This window comes from Streptomyces violaceus (assembly GCF_036014075.1).
GTDB classification, from domain to species: Bacteria; Actinomycetota; Actinomycetes; order Streptomycetales; family Streptomycetaceae; genus Streptomyces; species Streptomyces violaceus.
Map to the genome: position 1 here is coordinate 2145163 of NZ_CP107911.1, position 16435 is coordinate 2161597.

17 protein-coding genes and 2 pseudogenes are annotated in these 16435 nt (G+C 72.0%); 7 read left to right on the forward strand and 12 right to left on the reverse strand.

Translation table 11 applies throughout. The features are described 5' to 3' along the window. Positions 1–16: 16 nt before the first annotated feature. Entirely contained in the window at positions 17–1507 is a 1491-nt protein-coding gene (locus OG542_RS09595) for an alpha/beta hydrolase (protein WP_328409918.1), read from the forward strand. Between the two features lie 12 nt (positions 1508–1519). Here the strand turns inward: OG542_RS09595 and OG542_RS09600 are convergent, their stop codons facing one another. Then, entirely contained in the window at positions 1520–2581 is a 1062-nt protein-coding gene (locus OG542_RS09600; protein ID WP_328409920.1) for a peptidoglycan recognition protein family protein, read from the reverse strand. A 249-nt stretch (positions 2582–2830) separates the two neighbouring features. Between OG542_RS09600 and OG542_RS09605 the strand changes: the two genes are divergently transcribed. Next, the gene (locus OG542_RS09605; RefSeq protein ID WP_328409922.1) at positions 2831–4558 is read left to right on the forward strand and encodes a hypothetical protein; all 1728 of its coding nucleotides are present in this window, start codon (positions 2831–2833) and stop codon (positions 4556–4558) included. On the opposite strand, the gene OG542_RS40705 is transcribed toward OG542_RS09605, so the two are convergent. The 6 genes and pseudogenes from OG542_RS40705 to OG542_RS09630 all read right to left on the reverse strand — a co-directional run bounded on the left by OG542_RS40705 (position 4448) and on the right by OG542_RS09630 (position 8665). Further along, positions 4448–4957 carry a LysR family substrate-binding domain-containing protein gene (locus tag OG542_RS40705; RefSeq protein ID WP_408057857.1) on the reverse strand — a complete coding sequence of 170 codons (510 nt, stop codon included), beginning with the start codon at positions 4955–4957 and terminating at the stop codon, positions 4448–4450. The genes OG542_RS09605 and OG542_RS40705 overlap by 111 nt on opposite strands. Next, positions 4912–5193 (reverse strand): annotated as a pseudogene (locus OG542_RS40710) (LysR substrate-binding domain-containing protein); the annotation flags it as partial. The pseudogene OG542_RS40710 and the gene OG542_RS40705, both read right to left, overlap by 46 nt. A 39-nt stretch (positions 5194–5232) precedes the next feature. Next, positions 5233–5697, reverse strand: a complete 465-nt coding sequence (locus OG542_RS09615) for a helix-turn-helix domain-containing protein (protein ID WP_328409926.1) — start codon at positions 5695–5697, stop codon at positions 5233–5235. 219 nt (positions 5698–5916) lie between these two features. Continuing rightward, on the reverse strand, positions 5917–7191 hold the full coding sequence (locus OG542_RS09620) for a phosphatase PAP2 family protein (RefSeq protein WP_328409928.1): 1275 nt from the start codon (positions 7189–7191) through the stop codon (positions 5917–5919). Between the two features lie 203 nt (positions 7192–7394). After that, positions 7395–7634, reverse strand: a complete 240-nt coding sequence (locus OG542_RS09625) for an isocitrate/isopropylmalate family dehydrogenase (RefSeq protein ID WP_328409930.1) — start codon at positions 7632–7634, stop codon at positions 7395–7397. Between the two features lie 116 nt (positions 7635–7750). Continuing rightward, entirely contained in the window at positions 7751–8665 is a 915-nt protein-coding gene (locus tag OG542_RS09630) for an SDR family NAD(P)-dependent oxidoreductase (RefSeq protein ID WP_328409932.1), read from the reverse strand. Positions 8666–8814: 149 nt separating this feature from the next. Between OG542_RS09630 and OG542_RS09635 the strand changes: the two genes are divergently transcribed. Beyond that, positions 8815–9681: a helix-turn-helix transcriptional regulator gene (locus OG542_RS09635; RefSeq protein ID WP_328409934.1), complete on the forward strand. Its 867-nt coding sequence runs from the start codon at positions 8815–8817 to the stop codon at positions 9679–9681. A 172-nt stretch (positions 9682–9853) separates the two neighbouring features. Here the strand turns inward: OG542_RS09635 and OG542_RS09640 are convergent, their stop codons facing one another. Continuing rightward, a complete protein-coding gene (locus OG542_RS09640; protein ID WP_328409936.1) occupies positions 9854–10723 on the reverse strand; it encodes a helix-turn-helix domain-containing protein in 870 nt (289 codons plus the stop codon). Between the two features lie 239 nt (positions 10724–10962). Between OG542_RS09640 and OG542_RS09645 the strand changes: the two are divergent. From OG542_RS09645 to OG542_RS09660, 4 genes and pseudogenes are all read left to right on the forward strand, one after another. Beyond that, a pseudogene (locus OG542_RS09645) lies at positions 10963–11127 on the forward strand (IMP dehydrogenase); the annotation flags it as partial. A 26-nt stretch (positions 11128–11153) separates the two neighbouring features. Then, positions 11154–11819, forward strand: a complete 666-nt coding sequence (locus tag OG542_RS09650) for an SDR family NAD(P)-dependent oxidoreductase (RefSeq protein ID WP_328409938.1) — start codon at positions 11154–11156, stop codon at positions 11817–11819. Between the two features lie 186 nt (positions 11820–12005). Further along, complete coding sequence (locus OG542_RS09655; protein WP_328409940.1) at positions 12006–12356, forward strand: cyclophilin-like fold protein; 351 nt, start codon at positions 12006–12008, stop codon at positions 12354–12356. Between the two features lie 25 nt (positions 12357–12381). Next, a complete protein-coding gene (locus OG542_RS09660) occupies positions 12382–13149 on the forward strand; it encodes an SDR family NAD(P)-dependent oxidoreductase (RefSeq protein ID WP_328409942.1) in 768 nt (255 codons plus the stop codon). A gap of 530 nt (positions 13150–13679) precedes the next feature. Here the strand turns inward: OG542_RS09660 and OG542_RS09665 are convergent. The 4 genes from OG542_RS09665 to OG542_RS09680 form a co-directional block, all read right to left on the reverse strand. Continuing rightward, positions 13680–14267, reverse strand: a complete 588-nt coding sequence (locus tag OG542_RS09665) for a hypothetical protein (protein ID WP_328409944.1) — start codon at positions 14265–14267, stop codon at positions 13680–13682. A 150-nt stretch (positions 14268–14417) separates the two neighbouring features. Further along, complete coding sequence (locus OG542_RS09670; RefSeq protein ID WP_328409946.1) at positions 14418–15020, reverse strand: response regulator transcription factor; 603 nt, start codon at positions 15018–15020, stop codon at positions 14418–14420. Beyond that, positions 15017–16129, reverse strand: a complete 1113-nt coding sequence (locus OG542_RS09675; protein ID WP_328409948.1) for a sensor histidine kinase — start codon at positions 16127–16129, stop codon at positions 15017–15019. The genes OG542_RS09670 and OG542_RS09675 overlap by 4 nt, the downstream gene beginning before the upstream one ends. Next, positions 16129–16383: a hypothetical protein gene (locus OG542_RS09680; protein ID WP_328409950.1), complete on the reverse strand. Its 255-nt coding sequence runs from the start codon at positions 16381–16383 to the stop codon at positions 16129–16131. Before OG542_RS09680 ends, OG542_RS09675 begins: the two co-directional genes overlap by 1 nt. Positions 16384–16435 lie beyond the last annotated feature (52 nt).

Genomic DNA, 16435 nt, shown 5'->3' on the forward strand with positions numbered 1-16435 from the left:
ATTTTCTGGAGACCCCTTGACCCGTCCCGCACGCCGCACCGCACTGCTGTGCGCCCTCGCGGCCGCCACCGCCCTGCTCCCCGCCGCCCCCGTCCGGGCGGCCGAGCCGCGCTCCCCGCTCCGCTTCACCGACTGCCCCGACTCGGTCCCCCGGCCGGCCGCGCCGGAGCTCGTCGAGTGCGGGCGACTCAGCGTGCCGCTGGACTGGCACCGCCCCCGGGGGCCGCGCATCGAGGTGGCGGTCTCACGGGTCCGCGCCTCGGGAACCCCCGCCGAACGCCGCGGCATCCTGCTGGTCAACCCGGGCGGCCCGGGCGGCTCCGGGCTCCCCTACGCGGTCACCAAGCGGGCCAAACTCCCCGAGAGCGTGCGGCGTGCGTACGACGTGGTCGGCTTCGACCCACGCGGCGTCGGACGGAGCACCCCGGTCTCCTGCGGCCCGATGGGCGGCCTCTTCGACAGCCCGGGCAGCGACCCGGTGCCGGCCGGGGCTCCGGCGGAGCGGGCGCACCTGTCGTCCCTGCGCGCCCTGGCCGACGACTGCGCGACGCACGCCGGCCGCCTGCTGCCCCATCTGTCCACCGAGCAGACGGCGTACGACATGGACGCGATACGCGGGGCCCTCGGAGAACCGCGGACCAGCTTCCTCGGCGTCTCCTACGGCAGTTGGCTCGGCGCGGCGTACACCGCCCGCTTCCCGCACCGCGTCGGCCGGATGGTGCTGGACAGCGTGGTCGGGCCGTGGGACTGGTACGACTTCGATGTGATCCAGAGCCGGGCGCTGCTGCGTCAGCGCGGGACCTTCTTCGCCTGGACGGCGGACCACGGCGAGCGTTTCGGGCTGGGAGGGACACCGGGAGCGGTGCGGGAGGCGTATCTGCGGGTGCGCCGGGGTCTCACCGCGCGGTCGGTGGCGGGTTTCGGTCCGGCGGAGTTCGACCGCGCGGTGTACCGCGCGCTGGGCCGCACCGAACGCTGGGAGGGCCTCGCCGACGGTCTGCGGGGCTATTTGACCGACGGCGACCCGGACGGGCTGCGCCCGGCCGCCGCCTTCGACGGCCCGGACTCCCGCAACTACGAATCGGCCAACCGCGTCGTCAAGTGCGCCGACGGGCCGGGCCCCAGTGCCCGCGACATCGTCACGGACATCCGCCGCACCCGCCGTCTCGACCCGCACCCGGTCCTGACGGGCATGGAGGCGAGCACCTGCGCGTACTGGCACCACCGGCCCGGCCACCGCACCCCGCTCGGCAGCCCGGACGCGCCGCCGGTCCTCCTCGTCGCCTCCACGCACGACCCCGTCACGCCCGTCGAGGGGGCCCACGGTCTACGGCGCCTGCTGCCCGGCGCACGCCTGGTCACCATCGACAACGACTACTCCCACGGCGTGTTCGCGAGCCGCGGCGACGCGTGCGTGGACGACACCGTGGCGGCCTATCTGCTGCGCGGAACGGTGCCGTCGGCGGACGTGCGCTGCACGGGCCCGGGCCTGCCGACGGTTCGGTAGAGAGCGCCGGCCTCAGGTCTCCTTCCACACCAGCACGGTCAGCACCGCGTTCGCGACGGTGACGGGCACAGCGGCCTGGCTCAGCAGCCGCACCCGCATGCTGCGCCCCGAGGCGAGCCGCTTCGTCAGGGGCAGGACCACGAAGGAACCGCCCCCGGTCCCGGTGATCTCGTGGATCGGGTGGTCCGCACGGTGCTCGTCGCCCTCGTACTCCGACATGCGCGCCTGCACGACCGCCCCCGCCGGCAGACCGTCGATCTGGAGGCTGACGGTCCCGCTGAACCGGGCCGGGCCACGGGCGAACACGCTCCCGCCGGTGGCGTGGTGGCCGGTCTCGTCGGTCCACTCCGTGGTGAACTCGACCGAGTCCCAGGCGCCGGGCGCGAGCTCGTACTCCCCGGCGACACCTAAGTTGACGTACTGGGGCATGGGGTCCTCTCCTTCCCACCGGCCCGCCGGGAGGGCCAGGGCGTCGGCGACATCACGGCGGAAGTCGGCCATGCCGAATCCGCGCGGGTCGACTTTCCAGTCGCTCCATTCCAGGTGGCCGATCGCGCTCTTGTGGCCCCAGCCGTGCGCGCGGCAGACCGCGGCGGTGGCCTTGACCATGGCGAGGTACTGCTCGCGCGGCCACGGGTCCTTGCCGTCGCCCTTGTTCTCGCACTCCCAGCCGTAGAACCGGGCGTTGCCGTCGACCGCGCCGGCCGAGCCGTCGTGCTCGTGCGTGGCCGGCGGGTACGTGCCGTACGACTCTCCTATGACGGCGTTCAGCACGTCACCGTCACCGCCGCCGGCGTGGTTGGCCCGGCCGTTGCCGGTGAGGTGGACGACACCGTCCTTGGTGATGCACCCGGTGGCGAGCGGACCGGGCAGGGCGCTGTGGCCGTGGTAGATCAACTCGACGACGTCCGTGCCGGGCCCGGTGACGGTGTGGTGGATCATCACGCCGTGCACGGGGCCCCAGGGGCCCTTGTGATTACGGTTGTTGGTGCGCCAGCCGCCGACCTCGTGGACGGCGCAGCCCTCGGCCTTCAACGCGGCGACGAGCCGGGTGGCGGTGAGTGGTGTGGCCATGCTTCGGTCCTCCGTTTCGGCGCGCTCACGCCGGTCCGAAGACTGCGGGCCCGGCGGCGGAGCGTGCCTGCGGAACGCTTCGCCCGAACCTGCCCTGGAAACTCGCCAGGCCCTCACTCACCATTGTTCCGCCGCTTGCCTCCCCGCTCACCTCGCCGTGCCCCCGCACACAAATTCGGCGTGATTACGCCCCTGCCGCGGCAGGCGGGGCAGGGGCACTGTCAGTGGCCCGGCGTAGGGTCCGCTGCCATGAGCATCCCCGCCGTCGAGGAGTCCTGGGCCCGCATCGACGCCTGGCTGACCCGGCACGCTCCCCTCACCCACGCCACCCTGCGTCCACCGGCGGCCCAGGCCGACATCGAGGCGGCCGAGCGCACGCTCGGGGTGGCGTTCCATCCTGACCTGGTGGCGTCGCTGCGGTGCCATGACGGGGTGGAACTCGGTGGCGCCGCACTGGAGTTGACGTATCACGGGCCGCTGTCCGGAGTCGCGGGCATCGTGCGGAGCACGGCATTCCTCCGAAGCATCACAGAGGAGGGCCGTGAGGACGGCCTGCCCGTCACCCTGGGTATCGCCGGGAGGTCCTCGGACAGCCTGTTCCTCTGCTGCCGTCCCGGACCCCACCACGGCCAGGTGGGCCGCTCCTTCGACGAGGACATGCTTTCCTACGCGCACTGGCCCTCGCTGCGTCATGTTCTGGCCGACTTCGCGGACGCTCTGGAGCGGGCCCGCCCGTTCTTCGGCCGTATCCCTCTCGTCGTGGACGGAAAGCTGCTGTGGGAGGAGGGGAGGACCGTGCCCGCCGACCCGGTCTCCCCGCTCTCCCAAGCCACCACGCTCACCGAGCCGGAGTCGGAACCGCCCGCCCCGCGACACCCGGTCTTCGCGTACCCCGAGGGGGACTCCCCGCCGCAGGCCCCGGCCGCGCACGGATCGCAGCGCCTCTTCTTCATACGCACCGGCCGCCCGCGCCCCGAACCGCTCCCGGACCAGCCGGACGTGGCGTTCGCGGAGGGTCTGACACCGGCCGAGATGCTGCGCCGGCTCGGCGCGATCCCCGCCACCGTCCGGCCACGCGACCGCCGCCAGGCCCAGCGGGCGGTGGAGTCGCCGTGGGCCGCGCACCGGCCCCTGGTCCGTGCGGGCACGGCCGGCGGATGGGCGTACGCCACGATCGAGGGCGGCGCCGCGCAGTTCGCCCGGCCCGGGGTGCTGCGCGCCCTGTCCGCCGGCACGCGGGTGGTGGTCCTGACCAGGCAGGGTCCCGAGGTCGCTCTCGCCTTCGCGGAGGACGGCGTGCCGTGCCCGGCGGAGGACACCCGGCGCGTCATGTCACCACGCGAGGGCAACCACGCCGGCGGACCGTGGGCACGGCGCGCCGGTGTGGACCTCTGGCCCGGCTCCACCGCCGCCTACACCGACTTCCTGGCCGTCCTGGAAGAGGAGTTCGGGATCGCCTACGACCCGGACGAGGAGGGGCCGACGGAGCTGACCAGCGCTCTTGTGCTGCCCCTGCTGGACGACCTGCCGGAGCGGGAACCCGAGGCGTGCGTACGGGACTTCGACCTGGCCGGGCTCGTGGAACGCACGCCGCCGCGGCGGCTGCGTACCGCCGTCGCGGCCCAGCTGGCCCGACTGGCGGCCGAGACGCACCTCGACGCCCACCCGGAGGTGACCGAGGCCCTCGACAGGTTCCGGCACGGCCTGCCGGTCGACTGCGACCAGGACGATCCCCTGGCCGTGCGGATGCGGACCCTGGTCGCGGAAGTCCACGCGACCAGGACGATGCTGTACGGCGCCGACAGGGGACCCGTGTCCGAGGATGACCTCACCGCATGGGTCGCGCGCAGCGACGCGGCCGACGCTCTACGGGCCTTCCTCCGGCTCCCGTTGCCCGTCGCCGCGCAGGCGGTCCTCCAGCGGCGGATCTCCCTCCACTGGCGGGACGAACTCGCCGCCGACCTGCGCGGCACGTGAGCCGGCGGCGTGGCGCAGGAACTCCTCCACCAGCGGCTCGTGCCCGCCGTCCCGTGAGACCAGGGAGAGTTCGACGATGTCGGCGGTGTCGCTGAGGGGCCGGTAGGCGATCGGGCCCTGGATCGAGCGGACCGCCACGTTCGGTACGAGGGTGACGCCGAGGCCGCAGGCCACCATCGCCAGCTGGGTCAGGATGGAGTTGGCGACGTGCCGCGCCTCCGGGGTGAAACCGGCTCTGCGGCAGGTCGCCATGAGCTGGTCGTGGTAGTCGGGGGACGCCTCGCGGCGCAGCCACACCCAGGGCTCGTCCGCGAAGCCGGAGAGGTCGACGGGTCCGTGGTGTCGCCGGTCAGCGGGTGCCCGTCCGGCAGCGCGATCACGAACTGGTCGTGCCGCCAGGGCCGTACACGCAGGCCGCGCACCGGGGCGCTCGGCCGGATTACGGCGAGATCGATCTCGTGCCGGGCGACGGCCTCCTGTCCCTCCCCCGTGTCGACCTCCGTGAGGTGCAGGTAAACACGGGGCCGGGCGTCCCGGAAGGCCGCCAGGGTGCCCAGCAGCGGCTCGCTCAGCGCCGAGGTCACCACGCCGATCCGCAGTGTGCCCACCAGGCCGGCCTCGGCCTGGGTCGCCACCTCGTGGGCGTGCCGGGCGGCCGCGACCAGTCTGCGGCACTACTCGGCGAACGCGCGGCCGGTCTCGGTCAGCCGTACCCTGCGCTCACCGCGGTCGAACAGCCGCACACCCAGCTGTCGTTCGAGCTGGAGGATGGCCCGGCTGAGGGGCGGCTGGGACATCCGCAGTTGCTCGGCGGCCGACCAGGACAGCTCACGCTCCAGGACCTGGACGGGGCCGTCCTCGCCGGAGACGAGGCGCACCCGTAACGCGTCGGTCTCGGCGACGACCTGTCGCAGCGCCGCCTCGAAGAGGTCCGGATCGATCGGTCCGTGGATCTCCAGGTACTCGCCCAGGCGCAAGGCCGGGCGCAGGTCCGGGGAGTGCTGCTCGGCGAGCCAGACCTCGCGCTGGCCCGCGGTCACCGGAAGGATCTCGGCCGGCGTGCCGGGTCTCTGGTCCGGGGTCTGCGCCGGGTCATCGACATGCTGTGCGGGAAGCTCGGGAAGCTGACGACGGGACAACGAGGAACCTCCTGTGGTGCCGGCGCCCCCTGATCACGACCGGTCTTCGCCAGATCACCCATCGTGACAGCTACCAGGGCATTCTCCGCGTCCGGAGCAAAATAGCCACCCGGAGGAATGACGTCGGGATCACGTACCGGCATCAGCTGCGCTCGGCCCGCGGCAGGTGCCTCCCGGGTCACGGCGCCAGGAGATCAGGACGTGAACTCCTGGCCGCGCTCAGGCCATTTCGGGTTGCGGCTCCGGCTGGGGCGCCGGGGCGGTCTTCGGCTCCCACAGCCTGGTGGTCCGTACGTAGCCGTAGATCACCGAGGCCATCGCCAGCAGGAGAAGGGGCCCGAATATCCGCGGATGCGCGGCCATCTCCACCGGCAGATAGCGATAGGACACCAGGAGCGCGCCGAACACCGTCGTACCGTAGGCGACCAGCTGGATTCCCGGCCGGTCCCAGCCGCGTGCCTGGGCGCGCATGCCTGCCTCGATGGTGAGCGTGAACACCACGCCGGCGACGAGGTCCACGCCGTAGTGGTAGCCGAAGCCCAGCGTCGCGGTGAGCGTGGCGATCAGCCAGAACGTTCCCCCGATGCGCAGCACGCGCGGGCCCCGGCGGGAGTGGAGGAAGATCGCGGTGGCCCATGCCGTGTGCAGGCTGGGCATGCAGTTGCGCGGGGTGATCCCGTCGAACGGCATCGCCTGCGGGGCGCCGATCGGCGGGGGCAGGTCGGGCCACAGGTTGGCCAGCGCCCAGTGCCCGCCGTCGGCACCGTAGGCGTAGACCGGCCCGACCACCGGGAAGATCATGTAGATGCCCGGCCCGAGGAGGCCTATCACCAGGAACGTGCGCACCAGATGATGCTTCGGGAAGCGGCGCTCGGCCGCCACGTTGCGCAGCTGGTACAGCGCGACGACGACCGCGCCCACCGCGAGCTGTGCGTAGACGATGTCGAGCAGACGGGTGCCGACCGGGTCGGTCGCCGTGACGATACGGCCCACCAGCCACGACGGGTTGCCGAGCGCGTGATCGGCGGACGCCAGGTACTGGTCGAGAACCAGCGGGCGCGTCTTCGACGTGATGAGCAGCCAGGTGTCGCCGGTCTTACGGCCGGCCACCAGCAGCAGGCCGAGCCCGACGCCCTTCAGCAGCAGCACACGCTCCTGGCCGGTGCGGCGTGTGACGGCCATGACCGCGATGCCCAGGATCACCCACAACGCGCCGTTGCCGAAAGGGTGGCCGTCGGCCAGGAAGGGGGCACCGATCGCCCACCGCACCAACTGGAAGACGGCGTCGATGCCGACCGCGATACCGACCGCGATGAACCGTTGCCGCCGGTTGAGGACGATAAGCGCCATGGCCAGGCAGGCATACAGCAGCCAGCCCGATTTGGGAGGGAGTATCACCTCTTGCACCTGGCAGGTGATCGGCCCCGGCACTCCGTAGCGACGCGCGGCGATCTCCAGCGCGATGAGGAATCCGAGGGTGATCACCCCCGCCATGGCCCATAGCAGCACTCGCGGTTGACGCCATGCGGCGAACGTCGTTCTGCTGCTTATTCGCGCAAACAACCGCGATGCCATGGGTATCAATTTTTTAGTCTGTTTTCCGGTGAAGAAGGGCGATGAGGCAACTCGTCACAAGCTCGAACATGCTAGCGGAGCGATGCGGATGAGTCTCGCGATTACGGGTGATTCGAGCCGACTCAGATGGTCAGGGCATCGATGAGGGCCTTGGTGACGTCCTCCGTGGCGGCGGTGCCGCCGACGTCGCGGGTGAGGATGCCCGCGGCCGTGGTCGCCTCGATCGCCTTGTTCAGCCGGGCCGCTTGGTCCGGCAGGCCGAAGTGCTCCAGCATCAGGGCCGCGCTGCCGACCGCGCCGACCGGGTTGGCCAGGCCCTGGCCCGCGATGTCCGGGGCGGAGCCGTGCACCGGCTCGAACATGCTCGGGAGGCGGCGCTCCGGGTCAAGGTTGGGCGCTGGCCGCGAGGTGCGGGCTGCCGGCCAGGGCGCTGCCGAGGTCGGAGAGGATGTCGGTGTTCAGGTTCCGTCCTGTCCGGTCACGCCGCAGTGAACCGTTCGACGGCATCCCAGAGTTCGCCTTCGCGCCGTGGGTCGTAGGACTCCTCCGACGAGCGGTCCACGCGGCTGCGGTCGACGTAGGAGCCGGTCGGCGCCTGGGGCGTGCCGAGCACGACGTCAGCGAGGTAGCGACCCGCGGTGTCGCGGCTGGTGGCGAACGGGGTGAGGGTCATCACCGGCAGGATGCGCCGCATCGCGAACCGGGAGACGGGGTCGGCGTTGCGGGCGAGGCCGGTGCCGGGGACGAAGCCCGGGTTGTAGGCGACGGCGTCGATCCCGGCCGGCAGGCGGCGCGCGTACTCGTGCACGAGGTAGATGGCGGCCAGCTTGCTCGTCGAGTACGCCGTGCGCCCGGCGACCACGGTGTCCGGCTCGGGGAAGGCGCCGGTGCGGGCGAGGAGGTCCGGGGACTTCCAGTCCGGGCCGGGCACCATGCCCATGGTGTGCTTGAAGTCGCCGAAGTGGGTGTCGCTGGCGGTGATCACGATCCGGGCGGGAGCGGCGAAGCGGTCCTGGAGCAGGCGGACGAACAGGTGGTTGGCGAGCACGTTGACCGTGAAGGTGGACTCGAACCCGTCGGGTGTCTCGGTGAGCGCGTTCGTGTACTGGATGCCCGCGTTGCCCACGAAGCCGCGCAGCGGCGGAAGGTCACCCCGATCGAGCCGGTCACGGATCTCGGTGGCGGCCGAGCGGACGCTGTCCAGCGAGCCGAGGTCCGCCGAGACGTGCGAGACCGTGCGCCCGCGCGTGGCGAGTTCCGCGGCGAGCTGTGCGCCGGAGGATCCGCGGGTGACGACGAGGAGGCGCACGTCCGGCGACTGGCGCAGGATGTGCCTGGCGGCGACGCGGCCGATCCCGCGGCTCACGCCCGTCATCACGACGGTGTGCTTCATGGAAGGCTCCTTCACTGGTCAGCCGATGGCGTCCGGCTCGGGCACAGGTCCACGTTCGCCGGGCGGGCCACCGCCAGCCAGTGCCGTCCCCGTCAGTAGGACTGGCAGTACCCAGGCTCGTCCTGGGCCGCTCGGCGAGAATGACCCCCATGGCTTCCCCCCGCTCCGATTTCGGCGCCCTCGTGCGCGCCTGGCGAGACCGCCTCGCTCCGGCCGACGCCGGCTTCGCCGTGACGGACGGCCGTCGTGCCCCAGGACTGCGCCGCGAGGAGCTCGCGCAACTGGCCGGGCTTTCCGTCGACTACGTCCTGCGCCTGGAACAGGGACGCGCGAAGAACCCCTCGGCCCAGGTCGTCGGCGCCCTCGCACGGGCCCTTCAGCTCTCCCGCGCCGAGCGCGACCGGCTGTTCCGAAGCGCCGGGCTCCTGCCGCCGCGGGACGGGATGATCAGCACCCATGTGCCCGCGGGCATCCAACGGCTCGCCGCGCGTCTGGGCGACGTCCCGATCGGCGTGTTCAGCGCGGACTGGACCCTGGTGTGGTGGAACACCATGTGGACCGCCGTGTTCGGCGACGCCGCCGTCGCCCCGCCCGCCGAACGGAACCTCGCGCGTGCGCTCTTCGGCAACGGCCTCGCGCACGCCGCGATGCTGCCCGTCCGGTCCGAGCGCGGACCAGACGTCTTCGAGGCGTCGATCGTCGCCGACCTCAAGGACGCGGTGTCCCGCTACCCCGGTGACGCCCAGCTCGATCGTCTCGTGCAGGAACTGCGAGGCGTGTCCGACGCCTTCGCTCGGCACTGGGCCACGCAGACGACCGCCGCCCGACACACCACCGACCGCAAGACGATCCGGCATCCGGAGATCGGCGACATCCAGCTCGACTGCGACGTCCTCATCGTCCCCGGCGCCGACCTGCGCATGGTCACCTACACGGCAGCGACCGGAAGCAGCGACGCGGGGAAACTGGATCTTCTTGGCGTCACAGCTGTCCATAACGGCATCCCGCTCCCCTGACCGGCCTGACCAGCGCCATGGGCATCACCCCCCGCAAGGGCATGTACGCGGCCTTCGGAGCCGAGCGCCCTAGGTGCCCGCGCAAGCGTGTCGCGCCACCCGAAGCGCGGAACCGCACCCAAATCAGTGGCATCGCCCGTCTGCACAGGCCCGGTCGCCCGAGGCGGTGCCGTCAGCCGGGGGGTTGTGAGGCCGACAGGTCCTGGTCGGTGGCCCAAGAGGCGAGGATGCGCAGGCGCTCATGGGTCGGGGAGCCGGGCGCGGCGGTCCAGACGGTCAGGTGCTGGTCAGGGTCGGTGTTGGCGGTGAGAGTGTCCCAGTCGAGGACGAGTTCACCGACGACCGGATGATCGAGGGTCTTGGTGCCGACGGTGCGGGCGGCGACACGGTGGTCGCCCCACCACTGGGCGAACTGTTTGTCACGCAGGGACAGTTCACCGACCAGTTCGATCAGACGCGGGTCCTCGGGATACTTCGCGGCCTCCATCCGCAGCTGGGCCACGGAGATGTGCGCGGAGGCCTCCCAGTCGGCGTACAGGGTGCGCATGGCCGGATCCGTGAAGATGATCCGCGGGTAGTTGCGGTGCTTCTCCGGGATGCGGGAGAAGTCGGTGACCAGGGCGGCGGCCAGCGCGTTCCAGGCGAGGATGTCCCCGCGCCGGCCCTGCACGATGGCCGGGGTGGCGGTGAGGTCGTCCAGGACCCGTTGCAGTTGCGGCTGGACCGTCTGCCGGCCGCGGCGCCGGGTGCGGGTGGTGGTCTTGCCCGCGAGCTGGAAGAGATAGCCCCGCTCGTCGTCGTCCAGGTGGAGGACCCGGGCGAGGACGTCCAGCACGGGCGCCGATGCCTGCATACGGCCCTGTTCGAGGCGGGTGTAGTAGTCGGTGCTGATGCTGGCGAGCTGGGCGACCTCCTCGCGGCGCAGCCCGGCCACCCGGCGGGGCCTGCCGCTCTCGGGCAGGCCGACCGTGCGGGGGCTCAGCTCCGAGCGGCGCTTCTTGAGGAATTCTCCCAGCTCATTGAGGGGGACGTTGCCGGTCATGCTTCCCAGAATGACATCGATCGCGCCCGGGGAAGGGGGGAGAAAACACTCCCAGGATGTTCCTCTCCCAGGATGGATCTCTCCGCTTCCCGCGCGCGCCCCGCGGTGTGAGGCTCGACCGTGAGCAGCCGTGCCCGACCCCGGCTGCGGCACGTAGATCCTCGCGGTAAGGAAGGTCCACCCATGCGCGGAGCAGTCATCCACTCCCCGGCGACGTGCGCTTCGAGGAGCTCGACGACCCCGCACCCGTACGCCGCTATCTGCCCGGCCTGATCGACCGGTTCCTCTCCGGCCGGATCGAGCCGGGCAAGGTCTTCGACCTCACCCTGCCCCTGGAACAGGTCGCCGAGGGGTACAGGCCGATGGACGAGCGCCGCGCCATCAAGGCCCTCCTCAAGCCCTGACCCGTACGCCCCAGAAAGGACTCATCATGACCACCTTTGCCCTCGTCGGAGCCGGCCCCGGCCTCGGACTCGCCACCGCCCGCCGCTTCGGGACCGCCGGCCACTCCGTGGCCCTCGTCTCCCGCGACGCCCGGAAGCTGGAGGAGCTGGCCGCCGAGCTGGCCCGCGACGGCATCCGGGCCCACGGCTTCGCCGCCGATGTCCTGGACCCCGCTTCCCTCACCACTGCTCTTCGGGAGGCCTCCGAAACGCTGGGTCCCATCGAGATCCTCCAGTACAGCCCCGTGCCCCGCGCCGACTTCATGAAGCCGGTCCTCGACACGAGCGCCGACGACCTCGAAGCGCCCCTGTCCTTCTCCGTCAAGGGACCCGTCACAGCCGTGAACGCCGTGCTGCCCGGCATGCGCGCCCTTGGCCGCGGCACCCTGCTGTTCGTCAACGGCGGCAGCGCCGTACGCCCCCACCCCGACCGGGCCGGTACCTCGGTCGCCTTCGCCGCGGAGAGCGCCTACGCCCGCATGCTGCACGAGGCGCTCGCCCCGGAGAACATCCACGCCGCCCAGCTGATCATCCCCGGAGCCATCCGGCCCGACGCCGAGCACAGCAGCCCCGAGGTCCTGGCCCGGCGCCTGTACGACCTCCACGCAGAGCGCGACGGCTTCCGGCACTACGCCCAGCCGCTGCCCGACTGAGCTTCCCGGACGGCATCCATGATCCCGGCCACCCTCGCCCGTGCCGTACCGGCCGCCGCTCTGCTCCTGGCCGTGACCGCTTGCGCTCAGGACACGCGGGAGTCGTCCGGACCCACGTCGCCCGCACCGCGACAGCGGACAGCGACAGGCCCCGCACCCACCCAACCCTCCGGCAGGACCACCACCGTGACCATCCGGCTCACCCTCGACGGCCGTCCGGTCGACGCCACCCTGAACGACAGCGCCGCCGCCCGCGACTTCGCCGCGCTGCTCCCCCTCACCCTGGACCTGAGCGATTTCCACGGCACGGAACGGATCGCCGGCCTGCCCCGCGGGCTGGACACCTCCGGCGCGCCGGACGCTGCCCGGGCCAGGGCCGGTGACCTGGCGTACTACGCGCCCTGGGGCAATCTGGCCCTCTACTACCGCGACGGCGGCTCCAGCGACTCCGGCCTGGTCATCCTCGGCCACGTCGCCGACGGCGACACCGAGCGCCTCGCCACCGCCGAGCACGTCACCATCGAAGCCGGCTCCTGACCGGCCCTCAACGGAAGAACACCGCATGAACCCCACCTACGACTTCACCGGCCAGGTCGCCCTCGTCACCGGGGCCGGCTCCGGCATGGGCCTGGCCACCGCCCGCGCCTTCGCCGAGTCCGGTGCCGCCGTCGCCCTCACCGACATCGACGGGGCAGCGCTCGACGCGGCCGCGAAGGAACTCACCGACGCCGGCCACCAAGTCCTCGCCCTCCCTTGCGACGTCACCGACGAGGACCAGGTCGCCGCGGCCGTCGACCGCACCGTCGAGACCTTCGGCCGCCTGGACATGGCCTACAACAACGCCGGTATCCAGATCCCGCCGAGCGACGCCGCCGACGAACCCGCCGAACGGTTCGACCGCGTCAACGCCATCAACCTCCGCGGCGTCTGGGCCGCCATGAAGCACGAGCTGCGGCACATGCGCGCCCAGGGCAGCGGAGCCATCGTCAACTGCTCCTCGCTGGGCGGCCTCGTCGGCCTCCCCGGCCGTGCCTCCTACCACGCCTCCAAGCACGGCGTCATCGGCCTGACCACCAGCGCCGCCCTCGAGTACGCCCCGCGCGGCATCCGCGTCAACGCCGTCTGCCCCGGCACCATCGACACACCCATGGTCAGCGACATGATCGCCAAGGGAGAGCTCGACCGCGCCGAAGCCGAGGCCAACCAGCCCGTCAACCGGCTCGGCACCGCCGACGAGATCGCCCAGGCCGTCCTGTGGCTGTGCAGCCCGGGAGCCGGCTTCGTCGTCGGTGTCGCCCTTCCCGTCGACGGCGGCTACGTCGCCCGATAGCCGGCCCTCACCGCTACCGGTCCGCCGCTGCACAGTCACGACGCCGAGGAGCCGGTGCCCATCCTCGAGGGCGAGGCCACCGCCGGGATCGACGGCGAGTTCCTCGACCTGGAGGCCGGCCGGACGACCTGGGCCCCCGGCCGGGACGCCCCTCCGATCCACGCCTACTGTTCGGCGCCACCAAACGCGGCCGCTGCGGCCGGGAGCCGGCCGCCGCCGGCGCCCGCGAATTCATGCGCACCTACTGGGTCAGTCCGTTTGTTCAGGACGGGGATGCCGCTCGGTGGCCCGATCGCCCCGGCCACGGGGATGCCGCCGGCGGCCCGGGCCATCGCTCCGGCGTCGTACCGGTCGGCCATGGCGTCCTCGGTCGGCGTCCCCGGCGCGCCTGCCGCCGGGGGCCCCGGCCCGCCGGGCGGTCGTCCCCGCCGCGTGCCCGTCAGGCAGGCAGGGACCACCGGTCGGCATCGGCCGGAGAAGGGGCAGGACGAACGGACCGCGCCCGTGACGCGGAGGCGACCTGCCCTCGTTCAGCCGCACCGGCAGCGCCGGCACCGGCGGAGCGGCACTCGCGCGCCCCGCGACCCGGGGACCGTTTGCCGTGGCGGCCGCTCAGCAGTGGCCACAGGAACAGCAGCAGACGCCGTACGACCGCCCGGAGCGTCCTGCTCTGCCACAGCAGCCGCTCGGCGAGGGCCCAGCAGACGGGCGGCGAGCAGCAGCGTGACCGTCTGACCGGCCGACACCACCCCGGGCGACGGCCCGGCGACCGCGTCGTGTTCGACCAGCCGGGCCAAGCCGCCGACGGCGCCGCCCTGTTCCGCCACCGCCGCACACGCGCCGGGCAGGGAGTACGCGGCGTGGCAGGCCAGTTGCGCGGCGGCGAGCACGGCCAGCACCTGGGTGTCCGTCAGCCTCCGCCGCGTCAGCACCGTCGCGCCCGGCACCGCCACCGCGGCCGTCCCGGCCACGATGATCCACCGAGGAGCGTGGCACTGCGCCAGCACGTGCCCGGCCAGCGGCAGCAGCACACACAGCACGGCGAGCACACCCGCCCTGAGCCCGCGAAACACGCCGGCCGCCGGGGAGGCGAGTCCTCGCGGGCGGTGCGGTCGCATCAGGTTCGGCCTTCGGGAGCCGTCCGGGATCGGACGGACGGGTGTGGACGTCAGGCTGGATGCGGACATCGGGCGGCGAGGGTCGGGACTCCCCGCACGCCTCGGCAGCGGACCGGCCCACTGCTGACGCCCCTCTCGCAGTGCCCGCCGCTACAGCCAGTCGTGCTCCCGCGCGTAGCGCGCCGCCTCGTGCCGGGTCCGGGTCTGGGTCTTCTGCATGGCGTTCGAGAGGTAGTTGCGTACGGTGCCTTCCGCCAGGTGGAGACGGGCGGCGATGTCGGCGACGGAATAGCCGTCGCGCGTGACGCGCAGGACGTCGATCTCCCGGTCGGTGAGGGGGCAGTCGTCGACGACGGCGAGCGCGGAGACGTCCGGGTCGATCCAGCGTTTGCCGTCGTGCAGCATGTTGATGACCGACGTGATGTGCGCGGGTTCCGCCGACTTGCTGACGAAGCCCTGGACGCCCAGTTTCAGAGCCTTGCGGAGAATTCCGGGCCTGGCATGGCGGGTCAGCATGAGGATCACCTGCTCCGGCCGGGCACGGCGGATCTCCGCGACAGCGCCCAGTCCGTCCACACCGGGCATCTCCAGATCGATGACGAGCACGTCGGGCTGGTGCCGGAGCGTGGCCCGTACCGCCGATTCGCCGTCCTGCGCTTCGGCGAGCACGGTGATCTCGTCTTCGAGGCTCAGCAACGCCGCCAGCGCCTTGCGCAGCAGAGCCTCGTCGTCGGCGAGCACCACGGTGGTCATCGGTCGGTCCTCCCGTACGAAAACGCCGCGGCCGTGCGGAAACGCCCGTCCGTCCGCTCCACCGTCAGCTCACCGCCGTGGTCGCCCACCCGCTCCCTGAGCGTGGACAGTCCGCTGAGCCCGGAAAGGGGAGCCGTCCCCGCGCCGTCGTTGACGATGGTGATGCCCGCCTCCGCGAGAGTGATCCGCACCTGCGTGGCCTGCGCGTGGCGCAGGATGTTGGTCGTCGTCTCCCGCAGGACCTGGCCGAGCAGCTCGTTGACCCGCTCGTCGACGTCGGCCTCACGGTCGACCCGCACGCGGATGCCCGCGGCTTCGAAGAGGTTCTTCGCGTTCTCCAGCTCCACGGACAGATTGAGCCGCCGCTGTGCGTACGCCAGCTCCTTGGTCTGGGTGATGGTGTCGCCGACCAGGGCGCGCACCTCCCGCAGTTCCTCCTCCACCCGCCCGATGTCACTGCGCACCAGCTTCTCGGCCAGCGCGATCTTCAGCTTCACCACATGCAGTGTGTGGCCCTGGATATCGTGCAGATCACTGGCGAAGCGCACGCGTTCCCTGACGACGGCCAGCTCCGCTTCGCGCTCCCGTGACTGCTCCAGCTCTTCGACGAGGTCGTAGAAGACCTGCCCGGCGAACATGCCGCCGGTCACCACGACCATGACGCCTGCCGGGATGAGGACATAGAGGAGCAGGACCTCCGGCACATCCGCCGGTGCGACCAGCGGCCGGGCCGCGCCCACGGCGGCGACGAAGGCGATCAGCCCGACGGCGGCCACGATGCGGTGGCGCGGCAGCTTGGGCGCGTACAGCGGGCCCAGGACGGAGATGCCGTAGAACGCCGTATGGCCGCCCACCACCAGCACCCCGGCGATCCACACCATCGCGGTGATGATCAGGCACGGGAGGACGACCCGCGAAATGCCGTCCGCTGTCCACCGCGCGGAGGCGACCAGCGCCGCTGCCACGCCCAGGCTCAGGACGACGGCGTCCCACCACGTCCGGGCGTCGACCGCCACCAGCAGGGTTCCCACGGAGGCGTTCACGGCGACCATCGTGGTGACGTTCAGCCGGCGCAGCCGTTCCCTTGTTCCCCCGCGGTCCTCGGGCATCAGGTCCTGCCCCGCGGCGGCCTCACCGCTGAGTCCGCACACTGGGTCCGCACGCTGAGCAGCGGGATCGCCGAGGCGCTCGCCACGGTGAGGACCGCGGCCGTCCACATCAGCCACTGGTTGTTCTCGAGCCAGGACTCCATGTCGTCAGGGTAGAGACCGACGCCGAGGTGATGGACGAGGAAAACCACGCATACCAGGATGAAGGCGGCCGTATTGGCCGTCAGCAGTATGCGCAGGGGTCTGGTGTCCATGTACGGCGCTCCGGGGTCGAACAGCAGAGTCTCCCCGCAGTGTTCTGGCTGC